The sequence below is a fragment of the Psychrobacter immobilis genome (assembly GCF_904846185.1).
GTDB classification, from domain to species: domain Bacteria; phylum Pseudomonadota; class Gammaproteobacteria; order Pseudomonadales; family Moraxellaceae; genus Psychrobacter; species Psychrobacter immobilis_B.
Window position 1 is genome coordinate 154807 of the sequence record NZ_CAJGZQ010000007.1, and the last position, 13689, is coordinate 168495.

Here is a 13689-nt window from a genome sequence, read left to right on the forward strand (position 1 = left end):
CGTTTTCCTTGCAACTCTAATTTCTGTGAATGGTATTAGTTAGCACTTATTCAGCATAAGTGACTTAAATATTATTAGCTGAATTTACTTTACCCCATCATGGTATCAAAAACACCCGCAGCAGGGGCGGGTGTTTTTTATGGTAGAAGCTGTCAGGTCAACAATGCGTTTTTACGCAAATACCTCTAAACGGCTGCGACCGCGAGCAACGGCTTGCTTAACTTGATTTGGCGCTGTACCACCCAGATGGTCACGAGCTGCCAATGAGCCTTCTAACGTTAGATATTCAAAGACATCATCGCCGATAGCATCGCTAAATTGCTGTAGCTGCGCCAATGACAAATCGCTCAAATCAACACCTTCTTTGATACCTAAAGCAACGGCATTACCCACCACTTCATGAGCATCACGGAACGCCACACCATTACGTACCAAATAATCTGCAAGGTCAGTAGCGGTAGCATAGCCTTTCATTGTGGCAGCGCGCATGTTTTCTTTATTTGGGGTGATATTCGGTAGCATATCAGCAAAAGCCAATAAACAGCCGGTAAGCGTATCGACGCAATCAAACAACGGCTCTTTGTCTTCTTGGTTGTCTTTGTTATAAGCCAGTGGCTGGCTTTTCATCAGGCTAAGGAGTGTCATTAGCTGCCCAAAGACACGTGCTGCTTTACCGCGAACCAACTCTGGTACATCAGGATTTTTCTTTTGCGGCATGATAGATGAGCCAGTACAGAAGCGATCAGGGATTTGCACAAAGTTAAACTGCGCTGACATCCATAGGATAATCTCTTCACTCATGCGAGACATGTGCATCATAAGGATAGACGCGGCAGAGGTAAACTCAATAGCAAAATCACGGTCAGAAACCGCATCTAGCGAGTTTTGGCAAATACCTTCGAAACCTAACAGCTCAGCAGTAATGGTACGATCAATGGGGAATGTCGTGCCAGCAAGGGCAGCACTACCAAGTGGCATCTGATTGATACGGCGGCGCGCATCGACCAGACGTTCGGTATCGCGATATAACATCTCAAACCACGCCATGACGTGATGACCAAAGCTCACTGGCTGCGCCGTTTGTAAATGCGTAAAGCCGGGCATAATAGTGTCAGTATGCTGCTCAGCCAAATCAAGCAAACCACTTTGCAAGCGTACTAACAAGGCAATGATATTATCAGTCTCTTCGCGTAGCCAAAGACGAATATCGGTGGCAACCTGATCGTTACGGCTACGACCCGTATGCAGTTTTTTACCAACAGCACCGATGATGTCAGTCAAGCGCGACTCAACATTCATGTGCACGTCTTCTAGCGCGATTGACCAGTTAAACTCGCCAGCCTCAATCTCGCGCATTACCTGATGCAGACCATCAATAATGGTGGCTACTTCGTCAGCGGTCAAAATGTCACATTCTTTAAGCATGGTCGCGTGGGCGATTGAGCCTTGAATATCGTGACGCGCAAAGCGTTGATCAAAGCCAACAGAGGCGGTGAAGGCAGCGACAAAGCTGTCCGTCGCTTCACTGAAGCGTCCGCCCCACATTTGCTGACCTTGGCTGTTTGAAGGACTGCTTACAGGGTTGTTTTGTGCAGCGTTATTTGTTATCGGAGCATCTGTGCTAGAATCAGAGACAGATGGGTTTACATTTGATTCGGGACTACTAGGTTTTGAAGAATTGGCGTTCATATCGGTACAAGACAAGTCAGCAGAATAAGAGCTCAAGTATAGCAAAGGATGAGGTTGCCTTACTAGCGGAGCGCTTAGAGTTTTTTATTCCCAAGCTCATGGAAGTCATGAAGCCTTGGCAGTGGTTCATTTATATCTTTTTTTGGTCACTATTCGTCACGGTAATAAATCGCTATGATATTGCCACGTGGTCAGATTTTTTGATTCAGCTGTTTAGCAGAGTCCTGCAAAACACCTTGAGTATTATTCCTTCCTTATACCTCATTGATTATTTGCGCCCCATTTTTAAGGGCATGAGCATACCTAAAGCCAGCATGTATGTGCTTGCCTTAATCATGGTGGCATCTACCATATCCATGATTTTAGTCATGCTGGTGATGATTAACATTGGTTGGTTTGAATATGATCGTCAAACTTTTATTCTAAATATATTATTTGATGCGGTGATTAGTGGTGGCTTTACCTTAGTGTTCTTACTGTATTTTTTACGCCGTTATCGCGAGACGAATGCGCTCAAACAATCGTTTGAGCAGAAATTGAGTGCACAAAATGATGTGATCAAAGCACGAATCGCTCCGCATTTTTTCTTTAATACCATTAATACCCTTGTGTCACTGATAGAGTCCAATCCAGCAAGAGCTTCTGCTTTATTACAGCACGTTTCTGCCTTATTCCGTGCCAGTTTCAATGGGGCACGAGAGATTAGTTTTGAAGAAGAAATTGCTCTTTGTGAGCACTATCTAGCGATTGAGTCTAGCCGCTTAGCGGATAAGCTTGAAGTGAGTTGGCAATTGCCTGACGAAGATGTCATGTATGACATGGTGATTACCGCCTTGACCTTACAGAGCGTGCTAGAAAAAATGCTGCTGAATGTGGTGGAGATGACCACTGAAACCATTTATATCAATATTAGAGTCACTTGGCAGCAGCATCGGGTTGTGATTACGATTGGTGTCGCGCTGCCGAAAAAAACCATGATTATTAACCATGATTTACGTCAGCACATGAACTTTTATATTCAAGCGGAACGTTTACGGGCTTATTTCGGTCAAAGTGCGGATATTAAAAGTAGCGTTACCAGTAGTCGAATTATTACCGTCATCGACTATCCGCTGCAAGATGTTAGTTTATGATCGTTTTTTTGGGGCTTACTTTTTTTATTTCTCAAGAAATAGGTATGGCATAGTTATTGCACCATCTTTATAGCTAATGGGTTGTTTTACTTTATATTTAGCCATGATTCCCCATAAAAATTATTATCGATAAATGCATCGCAATAAAACTCAATGCACAAGGCTATCAACGTCAATATAGCCAGTTATTGTTTTATGAAATAATTAAAGGTTTTTATGCTAAGTGATTGGTAATGAGTGCTAATATGTTGGTAAGGCCATTGAAAAAAATACTAAGTTTATCCTGGGATTGGAGTTTGCATGCGTATCGTAGTTTGTGATGATGAGCCACTAGCACGTGAGCGTTTGGTTAGAATTGTACAGGAGTCAGGTCATCAAGTCGTTGCTCAAGCAACCACGGGTGCAGAAGCCATTATCGCTGTCAAAACTCAGCAGCCAGACATCATATTATTAGATATTCGTATGCCTGAGATGGATGGGGTGCGCTGTGCGCAAGAGCTTGCCAAGCTTGAGCATCCGCCAGCTATTATATTTGTCACCGCTTATGATCATTATGCCATTGCCGCGCTAAAAGCCAATGCGATTGGTTATTTATTAAAGCCTGCCAATAAAGATGAACTACTAGAAGCACTAGATAAAGCGAAAAATTTGAACGCGGCGCAGTTAAATGAGATTCGTAAACTCGAAGACCCAACAGCGCGGCCAGTGCGTGAGCATATCGCTGCTCGTACTCACCGAGGCGTTGAGCTCATCAAGCTCAAAGATATCTATTATTTTACCGCCGATCAAAAGTCCGTCACAAAGATGGCATTGTCCTGATTGATGAGACGCTAAAAGAGCTTGAACAAGAATTTGAGGATCGGCTGTTTCGGGTGCACCGTAATGCCATCATCAACCTTAGCTTTTTGGACTTTTTAGAAACGTTGGATGCAGGACAATATCAAATACGCTTTAAAGGCATTGATGAGACACTCGCGGTTAGCCGCCGTCACTTACCTGCATTACGTGACAAGATTCAAAGCATGTAAACTGCGGTTTCCATTGTGAAATAACAGCAAAATAACCGTGAAATAATCATCCCATATCATCAAACCCTTATTTATGCTTAAATAGGGGTATTTTTTTGCGTCAGCATTGACTATATATGGTTTATATCGCCCATTTTTTGTGGAAAATTTGCAGTATTGTTTAATACTGACCTGCATAGTACTGACGTGAACAGTATCGAATTTATTGAGGCCCTTTATGAGCAATCCGCAGCAAACTGCTTTGACTACCTTGAATATCGCCACGCGTCAGAGCCCTTTAGCACTATGGCAAGCTGAGCATATCCGTGCTCGTCTACTAGATTTGTATCCTGAATTGACGATTAACTTGCTAAAAATTGTCACTAAGGGTGACAAGATTTTGGACACACCTTTGGCTAAAATTGGCGGTAAAGGTTTGTTTGTCAAAGAGCTTGAGCAAGCACTATATGACAAACAAGCGGACATCGCGGTACATTCATTAAAGGACGTACCGATGCAGCTTCCTGAAGGTTTGATGCTGGGCGTCTATTGCAAACGCGCCTCACCGACTGATGCTTTTGTGTCTAACACCTATAATAGTATTGATGAATTGCCGCAAGGGGCAGTCGTTGGCACGTCAAGTTTGCGTCGTCAGTGTCAGCTTAAAGCCTATCGTCCAGACCTACAAATTAAAACCTTACGCGGTAACGTCGGTACACGTTTGGGCAAGCTGGATGCTGGCGAGTATGATGCGATTATTTTAGCGACCAGTGGTTTGCAGCGTATCGAGCTGGATGAGCGCATACGCGGCGAGCTTGATATCAATGCCTGCCTGCCTGCGGTTGGTCAGGGCGCCTTAGCGATTGAATGCCGTGAAGGTGATGATGAGGTGCTAAAATTACTGGCACCACTGAATGATGATAAAGCTCGTATCCGCCTCATTGCTGAACGCGCGCTAAACCGTCATTTAGAGGGTGGCTGCCAAGTACCCATTGCTGCTTATGCTGTGTTACAAATGGCGGATGAAACAAGCAGCAACAATGATGATAACGGTGACAATGGCAATAACGACAACGGCAATGTGTTATGGCTACGTGGCCGCGTCGGTCAAGCGGATGGCAGTGAGCTGCTAAAAGCAGAAAAACGCGTCACCTTGATCGGCACACAAGCCGAGCAAGAAGTACAGGCTAATCAGCTTGGTATTGATGTTGCCAATATACTGCTTGCCGATGGCGCGGGTGATATCTTATCTGCGATTTATCATCCTGAATAACATGCCAGTATTTTGATTATCTTAGTCATAGCCCCAGTATTATTGATGCTAGGGCTATCGTTAAGCCAATTCTATCAGTCTTTTGTCATGGTACGTCTATGTCATCAACATTAAATCACGCCCAGCTTATTGCTAACAATCAATCAAATAATGAGTCATCACTCACGCAAGTAGTCATCAATACTCGCCCAGTGGAGCGTGCCGCTGCATTGACGGATCATCTACAAGCAGCAGGGCTGACGGTGGTAGAGATACCGATGTTGACGTTACAATCGCGCCCAACGACTGAGCAAGACATGACGCTGATGCGCCAGTGGCTATCAGGCGATTATAAGGCGCTTGTGATTGTTAGCCCAACGGCGGCCGCTTCAGGACTGGCTGTTTGGCAAGCGCTTGAAGATGAGCGTCAAGCTCAAAACCATGACAATGATAATGACGATGATAATAATAATGAGCGAAAAGATATAGCAATTAATGCTCTGCAAGCGCCGAGCTACTTGATTGCCGTGGGTGAAGCGACCGCGTCGGTATTAAATAATGCCAAAATAGAGGCATCGAATTATCAAGTACTTCAGCCTCACATTGCCAATAACGAAGGTATGCTAGCGATGCCTGAGATTGAGCGTTTGCAAGCAGGTGACAAGTTGCTCGTGTGGCGCGGATTGGGTGGTAGGCGACTATTGGTCGATACGTTGCTGGCACGCGGTGTGCATATCGATAGCATTGCTTGGTATGAGCGCATAATGCCAGTCGATGCGATGGCTCAATATGAGCAGTGGCTAAAAGAGTTTTTAACCGATAATTTAACGCATAATATGATGCAAGATGCGTCGGCAGTGCAGCAACCAAAGCCAATCGTTGTGGTCAGTAGCGGTACAGCCTTTGAGCATTGGGAAAGCATCGTTCGGGCTGTAGCAGAAAAGGTATTAGAGCAAGAAACAGCCAGAGAAACTCCCGCTACTTTGCCTTATAAATTGTCAGACTTTTCTTATGTGGTGTTGGGTGAGCGTTTAGCCAATATGGTCGCTGAGCAGCAGTTAAGTTATTGGCGTGTGGAAGATTTGGCGCCAGAAACCATTCTTGCTGCTATCCATGCTAAAGCCTGTTAAATGTACCAACCGATGATCTGTCCTTATCTATTATGTTTCACTTTTTATTTATTCGCTTTAAACCTGTTTTGGCCAAAATAACGGTGCTGCCTTATGTCAATCAATTCTGAATCGTTATCTCAGGAACCTTCTGCTACTCAGCAGCGCCGACAAGCAAATGTGTTTTTGTTGCGCCTGCAGTGGCTGGTTATCTTGTTGCTTATCGCCGCCCTATTGTGGCTCTACATCAGCCAGCAGCGTTTCCAGCATAGTGTTAATGAGCGTTTGCAAAGCAACGAGCAAGTCGTCAGCCGTCTCAATGAGATGGACGATCGCATCTTTGCCATGAGTCAGCAGACGCTGCCAGAGCCTCGATCTGCCGCCAGTAGCCAAGCGCAAAACCAGTTAGATTTATTGCGTATTCAGATACAAGCCGCTGATAGATTATTGGCAGACAATAACGACAGTGCAGCGATTGATTTGTTGCGTGGTCTACACTGGCAGCTTTCGCAAAGTAGCAATGAGATTGCTCCAGCGCTAACGGTTGTGATCAAACAAAGCTTGATGAAAGACATCGAACGTTTGCAGGCAAGCAGCACTCAGCCCAGTCCTTGGCAGCTACAAAACCTCGCCATCCAAAATATTCAAGAGTTTTTGCACAGCTATGAGCGTGTGAGTAGCGAGGCGACACCGCACAATAGCACCGATAGTAATATGAGCCTCTCGCGCAAACAACTGACCATTCACGAAGTGATTATGACCTTGAATCTGGCCAGTCAAGCCAGTAATATGCGCGAACAAGAGCAGCTGGTTGGTTATCTGCGTCAAGCACGAAATCAACTACAAACCTTGGTGCCGAAGTCTGCTATTCCTCAAGAGTCAGCACCAAAGGCAGCCATGACTAATACTGAAAGTACCTCTAATGATGCGTCCGTAGGCAAAAAACAAACCTCTACCGACAAGAATCTACCAACCAGATCCTCTCCGACAAATATCGCAGAAGTTATAGATTGGTTAGATAAATTGATTGCCAATGCACCGAAACCAACGCCATTGTTGACCACTCAGATTTTGGATAAATCTCAGCGTTAGTGGTTCAGTGGATGTTGATTGATAGATTTATGAATATAAAAATAAGAGAAATGACGTTATGGACAGTTTGAATCAAGCAGCACATGTAGCCTCTAATATCGCAGATAATCATCCTGACGAATTGTCACATTATCCCATTATTCATCACCAGCCCATTCACTGGGGCGAGATGGATGCGTTTAACCATTTAAATAATGTGATTTATTACCGTTATGCTGAATCAGCACGAATTGGCTATTTGCAGGCGCTAGGTATGTTTGATGGTAATATGGTGACGGTATTGGCACAATCTAGCTGCCAGTATTTACGCCCTGTGACTTATCCTGATACTTTGCTATTAGGAGTGCGCTGTCAGCGCTTGGGCAATACAAGTATCGTGATGGAATATAGCTACTATAGCACCGCGCAAGCGGCCATCGTCGCGACAGCTGAGGCAGTCGTGGTACGGCTCGATAGTGATGGAAAGCGTAAGTTAGCTTGGACAGAGGAAGAGCGCGCTCGGCTATTGGCATTAGAAGCAAAAGTTGGTCATATACCGAAGCTTTAGCACTGAATATTAAATAAATAGCAAAAGGGCACGCTAACGTTACGTTAGCGTGCCCTTTTGCTATTTGACTGCTATCTAATCAGCCAGTCAATCAGTCAATCAGTCAATCAGTCAATCAATCAGTCAATCAGTCAATCAGTCAATCAGTCAATCAAACATTAATCTTGCTTTGGCGCATGTACGAAATCGATGACGTTCAAGTCAAAGCCTGATAATGCGTAAAACTTCATGGGTGATGATAATAAACGCATATCACGAACGCCTAAATGACGCAAAATCTGTGCACCAACACCAATGCTGCGATACGGCTGCTGAGTAATGGTCGATTGCGATTCATTGTCTGCCGCTTTGTCTAACGCCTCTCCTAAATCTATTGGCTGGTTGCTACCAATCCAAACTAATACGCCGCGATCTGAGTTGCTTATTTCCTCCAGCGCTGAGCGTACGCTCCAGCCGCTACGACCCGTCATATCATTTTTGGCAGCAAACAAGTCGCGTAGTGGATGAAAGCCATGGACACGGACAGTGCTGACGCCTTCGCTCACATCGCCTTTTACCAAAGCCAAATGCGTTTCATCAGCGCCAAATTCGCGGAAGCGATGTAGCGTAAAGGTGCCGTATTCCGTTTCAAAAGGACGCGACTCAATTTCTTCTACCGTTTGCTCGTTCGCGATGCGGTAGTTGATGAGGTCAGCAATTGTACCCATTTTGATGCCATGCTCTTCGGCAAATATCTCTAGATCATCACGGCGAGCCATCGTACCATCAGCATTGATGATTTCGACAATCACTGCTGCGGGCTCAAGCCCTGCTAGGCGTGCTAAATCACAACCAGCTTCGGTATGTCCAGCGCGGTGCAAGACGCCACCATTTTGAGCCATGATTGGGAAGATATGTCCAGGCTGGACGATGTCTTCAGGTTTTGCCGAAGAAGAAACCGCTGCTTGAATCGTACGAGCGCGATCAGCAGCAGAGATACCCGTTGTAACGCCTTCAGCGGCTTCGATAGAAACCGTAAAGTTGGTACTAAATTTTGCCTCGTTACGATCAGACATCAGCGGCAACGCCAGCTGTTGGCAGCGTGCTTGTGACAAGGTTAAGCAGACCAAACCACGTGCATGAGTAATCATAAAGTTAATATCTTCAGGGCGCACATGGGTCGCTGCCATAATGATATCACCTTCATTCTCACGGTCTTCATCATCCATTAAGATGACCATCTTGCCAGCACGAATGTCTTCGATAATCTCAGGAATCGTATTTAAACTCATAGTAAGTCTCAATATTTTATTATTTATAGATAGGTGTGATGTGGAATATAAAGCATTGTCTGTCTATTGTAGCAGTAGATGCTATAGAGCGCTGTTGCGGTTAGGCAAAGTGCATTGGATCAAATTGTTCCACCGTAGACGTTATTTAATCATTGCTCATATATCAATATGAGGACATTTTAACGCTTTTCAGCCCACTGTGCTGCTTCATCTCAAAACTATATGGGCCAGTCTGTCAAATATAGTGATAAGTATTATTAATGGTAAAGCCGATTCACGTATTCAATGACATAGTAAGCAAAGGGATAACCGCCCATGTGAGCCATCAGTCATTACTGGCTGCTTGGCTTTTTAGCCAATCCATAAACTGTTTACTGTGTTGCTCGCGCTGATTGTCGGCAAATTCATAAAAGCTAGTACCAACTAAATTGTCTGGCAAGTAGCTTTGTGGATAATAGTGATTGGGATAATCGTGTGGATAGGCGTAACCTTGGCCATAGCCTTGATTGCGCATCAGTTTGGTCACGCCATTACGTAGGTGTAGCGGCACAGGAGAGGCATCTTTTTCTGCCAACGCCATCGCAGCATTGATGGCTTTATAAGTGCTGTTACTTTTGGCACTGGTCGCTAGATAAACCACTACTTGCCCCAAGATAATACGCGCTTCTGGCATACCAATTGATTGCACACTACGCAATGCTGCATCGGCAAGCAGTAAAGCATTAGGGTTGGCATTACCGATATCTTCACTGGCCAAGATGACCAAGCGCCGCGCGATAAAATCAGCAGGCTCACCGCCAACTAACATCCGCGCCATCCAATAAAGCGCAGCATCAGGGTCTGAGCCACGTACGGACTTGATCATCGCCGAGATAATATCGTAATGCTGCTCGCCATCTTTGTCATAGCGTACCAACGCGGTCTGAGCGACACGAGCGACCAATTCATCGTTAATGACGAGGGGTGATTGCTTAGTGTCCGCCGTTTGAATAGCCAGCTCTAATAAATTTAGCGCCTTTCTAGCATCGCCATGCGCCAGTTGGCTGATAGTGTCCTGTGCTTGTAAATCAACCGTCAAATTTTTCAGCACTGAATCTTCTGAAATTGCCCTTTGCAATACCGCACTGATTTGTTCAGGCGTCAGTGGCTCTAAACGATACACTTGGCAACGTGATAGCAGCGCATTATTGACGCTAAAGGACGGGTTTTCAGTTGTCGCACCAATCAAGGTAATATCACCAGATTCGACCGCGCCCAGTAAGGCATCCTGCTGAGCCTTGTTAAAGCGGTGTATCTCATCGATAAACACCACTGGCGATTCAAATGCCAGTGAGTCCTTATTATCTAACACTTCTCGCAGCTGTTTGACCCCAGTATTCAAGGCAGACAAGGCATGAAACGGTCTGCCAACAGCATCAGCCAACAGCATGGCAATAGTCGTTTTGCCGATGCCAGCTTCACCATGCAAAATAATCGATGGCAGATGCCCTTGTTCGACCAAACGCCGCAAGGGTGCACCTGCCGCCAGTAGATGTTCTTGACCAATGATTGCATCAAGTGTCGTTGGGCGCATACGCTGGGCAAGGGGTGTATCGGCATGAAAATTAGGCGGCATAGAAATCTCTATTATCAATTTAAACAGCTATCAATTAGTTCATAACGACAGTGATTAATGGGTTTTTATTGCTGCATCTAAATGACTACATCCTAGATTACATTCATCATTGCTATGGAAAAAGACCATATCTGTCTGTTTGGCATGATTTTCGCACTAATGAATATTAGACATGAGTAGTAAAAGTAGGCTAATTTATAAAGATGCTATTTGGTATGTGTCTTGGTATGTGGCATACACAATAGGCTAACTCAGATTTACGTTAATAAAAGTCAATCAAGTGTACAGCTTATGTCCCAAATACTTTGATTTTTATGCTTTTATCCCTATTAACGGTTCAACAGCATTGATAGATCGTAGATATCACGCGCGATTTACGACCTATCATTTGTGATCATACATTCATTAGGCATAAGGTATTACCGTCATGATGTCTCCGCCGATATTGCAGCGCTTGTTTGCTCGCTATTTATATCGCAGTGCCAAGCAGCAATCACGTTTGCTTACTACAGGTGAGATAGCGCTGGCGCGTTCAGTATTTGGCGACAGTATCAATCTCGATGAGGTTCAGCTCAAGACTGCTTGGTGGGTGTTGAAACATTATGCCGTTAGTCCTAATGGCAATATTTATTTTAACCGAGCAGATTGGATAATAGATTTTAGCGATGCTTCATTGAGTAAAAAAAGTTGGCTGATACATGAATTGACCCATGTATGGCAATTACAGCAAGGCTTAAAAGTGGTGCGCGGTGCACTTATTGATCGCCGTTATGATTATGTGCTCAAGACAGGCAAATCCTTCTTTAACTACGGTATCGAACAGCAGGCGCGTATAGTTCAGGATTATTTTATTCGTCGTCAGCGTGGACAAGACTGTCAAGCATTAGAAACTTGTATTCCATTTTTAATCGTGAAGTCTGACGACAATATGAAGTGATATCCATTGGCAATGGATTGCCATGATAATTTTGGTTTTTATTATTTTGCCTTAACAAGGACACGTACCCTTATGTTTAAATTTTTGCCAAAAAAGCCCAATTATAAAATGAGTAAAGGTGTGGTTGATAATTCTATCAATCAAAACAACAACCCTTCACAGCACTCGTCAACCTTGCTTGCGGCAACACTCAGCGGCGTATTGCTGTTAAGTGGTTGTCAGCAGCAAGCAGAGACTCAACCTGCGCCAGAAGACAGTCAGAGCGTTGAAAAAACGAGCACTGAAGACAGTCAGCCTATGCGCCCAAGTGATTCTGCTGCTGCCCGTATAAAGCAGTTTCAGCCCATATATGTCGCGCAAGCACAAAGGCTACAGCGTCGTTTACAAGCAGAGTATGAATCCCTACAAGCCGCTGATAGCTCAGATAGTGAGGATTCATTGCTGCTAAATGATGATACAGCTGCTAGCGATACTAATACTGATAACGTGATGGAGAATGACAACGACACAGCTGATAGCAGCTCACTATCTGCTGACACCACAGATGATGAAGTGGATATCTCCGCTGAGGCTGATATCAATACCAGTACGGAAGTTGGCGAGCGTGATTTAACGGTGTTAAAGCGCATTAGCCTTGAGCCGCGTAAGCCTGTCATGCTAACAGAAGATCAAATCATCGAAAGCTACCAGCAAGCGATGGAAGCGCTTTATCAGCCTGTGACGACGCCTCTTAGCGCAGAAGATGTTGATACTTTAATTAATATCGCGACATTGGCTCCGCAGTTATTTGAGCATGCAGAAATTGCCGGTAGGCTCAGTGCCAAAAGCCCAGCATTAGCGCGTTTGATTATTCAGCATCAGGTTTGGGAGCAGATAGAAGCTCAGCAAGTGATTGATATGCAGCAGATGAAACTGAATCAACAAAAAGAATTTGAGACGCTTATGACTAAGTTTAATGACACCATTAAAGGTTATGATGAGCAAATTGCCAAATATGAGCAAACACTAAAAGAATTCCAGTAGCCGCAATTCTGTCACTCAACCAGTTATTCATTCAGTAACGGATAGGGTTTCTTTGACTTCCTCCCCGCCCTCAAAGGAGGGGGATTCCTACTAAAGACGGCCAAGCCCGACCGCGAGAATGTTTTTTGCTCCATTAACGTCTCTGTTATGGGTCGTTTTACAAGAACGACAAAACCATACTCTTATACCAAGCGCTGATCTACCTTTCGGACTGTCTTGGCGAGAGCCGCAACACGAGCAGGTTTGGGTGGTGTACGCTTCATTCACTTCGATATAGTGGCAACCTGCGTTCGCGCATTTATAATCCAGTTGCCGCTTAATTTCAAACCAACCTGCATCATAGACGGATTTGGCAAGTTTGCCCTTAGTGAATGATGTTGATTTTATTTTACCAACAACAATTAGGCTGTTGGCTTTGACAAGCTTTGATGTGAATTTATGAATGAGGTCTTGACGGGTATTTTTAATCTTGGCGTGAATGGCCTTGACCCGCTTTTTATTCTTAGCTCTTTGAGCAATGGCCAGTTTTTCAGCGTATTGATGAGTGACTTTGGTTTGTAGTTTGTCGCCATCACTATTGACTGCTGAATCTTTGCAGCCTAAATCAATACCGACCTGACCAGTGCCACACGCTGTTTTTGGAAATTCTTTAACCGTCACACAGACGTACCAGTTACCGCGATTGTCCTGTACCAATTCGCAAGTATTGATGGTGTAGAGCGCTAAGTTATAGCTGTCCCATAGGTCAATAGTGAGTTTTTTACCTTTAGCTAAGCTGAATTGTAGGGTGCTTTTTAGACACTTTTTACCACTTTGGCGGGTGCTGATATGCTTAATAGCGGTCTTTTTAAACGGAATCCAACCAAGAGAACTACGTTTGGCTTTAAGATTATTGGTGCGCCAGTTGAGTTTGGCTTTTTTAAACTGTTTACGAGCCTTGGCATGGGTTTCGGTCACTGCTTGTAAGGTTTGGCTGTGTAGGTTTAGATATTCACCCGCACCTTTGGTGTAAGT

General features: G+C 44.5%; 10 protein-coding genes and 2 pseudogenes. 8 read left to right on the plus strand and 4 right to left on the minus strand.

Annotated elements, in window-relative coordinates:
* Nucleotides 1-171: 171 nt before the first annotated feature.
* Nucleotides 172-1545, minus strand: coding sequence for an argininosuccinate lyase (argH, locus tag JMW94_RS05760; RefSeq protein ID WP_201602792.1), 1374 nt, complete (start codon nt 1543-1545; stop codon nt 172-174).
* Between the two features lie 251 nt (nt 1546-1796).
* Here argH and JMW94_RS05765 point away from each other — a divergent pair, with 251 nt between their 5' ends.
* The 6 genes and pseudogenes from JMW94_RS05765 to JMW94_RS05790 all read left to right on the plus strand — a co-directional run bounded on the left by JMW94_RS05765 (nt 1797) and on the right by JMW94_RS05790 (nt 7829).
* Nucleotides 1797-2822, plus strand: coding sequence for a sensor histidine kinase (locus tag JMW94_RS05765; protein ID WP_227685432.1), 1026 nt, complete (start codon nt 1797-1799; stop codon nt 2820-2822).
* 300 nt (nt 2823-3122) lie between these two features.
* Nucleotides 3123-3850, plus strand: a pseudogene (locus JMW94_RS05770) (LytR/AlgR family response regulator transcription factor).
* A 217-nt stretch (nt 3851-4067) separates the two neighbouring features.
* Nucleotides 4068-5102 carry a hydroxymethylbilane synthase gene (gene hemC, locus JMW94_RS05775; protein ID WP_055123673.1) on the plus strand — a complete coding sequence of 345 codons (1035 nt, stop codon included), beginning with the start codon at nt 4068-4070 and terminating at the stop codon, nt 5100-5102.
* A 98-nt stretch (nt 5103-5200) separates the two neighbouring features.
* The gene (locus JMW94_RS05780) at nt 5201-6211 is read left to right on the plus strand and encodes a uroporphyrinogen-III synthase (RefSeq protein ID WP_201602750.1); all 1011 of its coding nucleotides are present in this window, start codon (nt 5201-5203) and stop codon (nt 6209-6211) included.
* A 93-nt stretch (nt 6212-6304) separates the two neighbouring features.
* Entirely contained in the window at nt 6305-7282 is a 978-nt protein-coding gene (locus JMW94_RS05785) for a hypothetical protein (protein ID WP_201602753.1), read from the plus strand.
* A 58-nt stretch (nt 7283-7340) separates the two neighbouring features.
* Nucleotides 7341-7829, plus strand: coding sequence for an acyl-CoA thioesterase (locus JMW94_RS05790; RefSeq protein WP_201580696.1), 489 nt, complete (start codon nt 7341-7343; stop codon nt 7827-7829).
* 158 nt (nt 7830-7987) lie between these two features.
* On the opposite strand, the gene ribBA is transcribed toward JMW94_RS05790, so the two are convergent.
* Nucleotides 7988-9100, minus strand: a complete 1113-nt coding sequence (gene ribBA, locus JMW94_RS05795; RefSeq protein ID WP_055123670.1) for a bifunctional 3,4-dihydroxy-2-butanone-4-phosphate synthase/GTP cyclohydrolase II — start codon at nt 9098-9100, stop codon at nt 7988-7990.
* Nucleotides 9101-9425: 325 nt separating this feature from the next.
* Entirely contained in the window at nt 9426-10715 is a 1290-nt protein-coding gene (locus JMW94_RS05800; protein WP_045454903.1) for a replication-associated recombination protein A, read from the minus strand.
* Nucleotides 10716-11145: 430 nt separating this feature from the next.
* Here JMW94_RS05800 and JMW94_RS05805 point away from each other — a divergent pair, with 430 nt between their 5' ends.
* Nucleotides 11146-11652, plus strand: a complete 507-nt coding sequence (locus JMW94_RS05805) for a type IV secretion protein Rhs (RefSeq protein ID WP_201602807.1) — start codon at nt 11146-11148, stop codon at nt 11650-11652.
* A gap of 72 nt (nt 11653-11724) precedes the next feature.
* Nucleotides 11725-12675 (plus strand): hypothetical protein, encoded by a 951-nt coding sequence (locus JMW94_RS05810; protein WP_201602756.1) that lies wholly within the window; start codon nt 11725-11727, stop codon nt 12673-12675.
* A gap of 70 nt (nt 12676-12745) precedes the next feature.
* Here JMW94_RS05810 and JMW94_RS05815 read toward each other — a convergent pair.
* Nucleotides 12746-13689, minus strand: a pseudogene (locus JMW94_RS05815) (RNA-guided endonuclease InsQ/TnpB family protein); the annotation flags it as partial.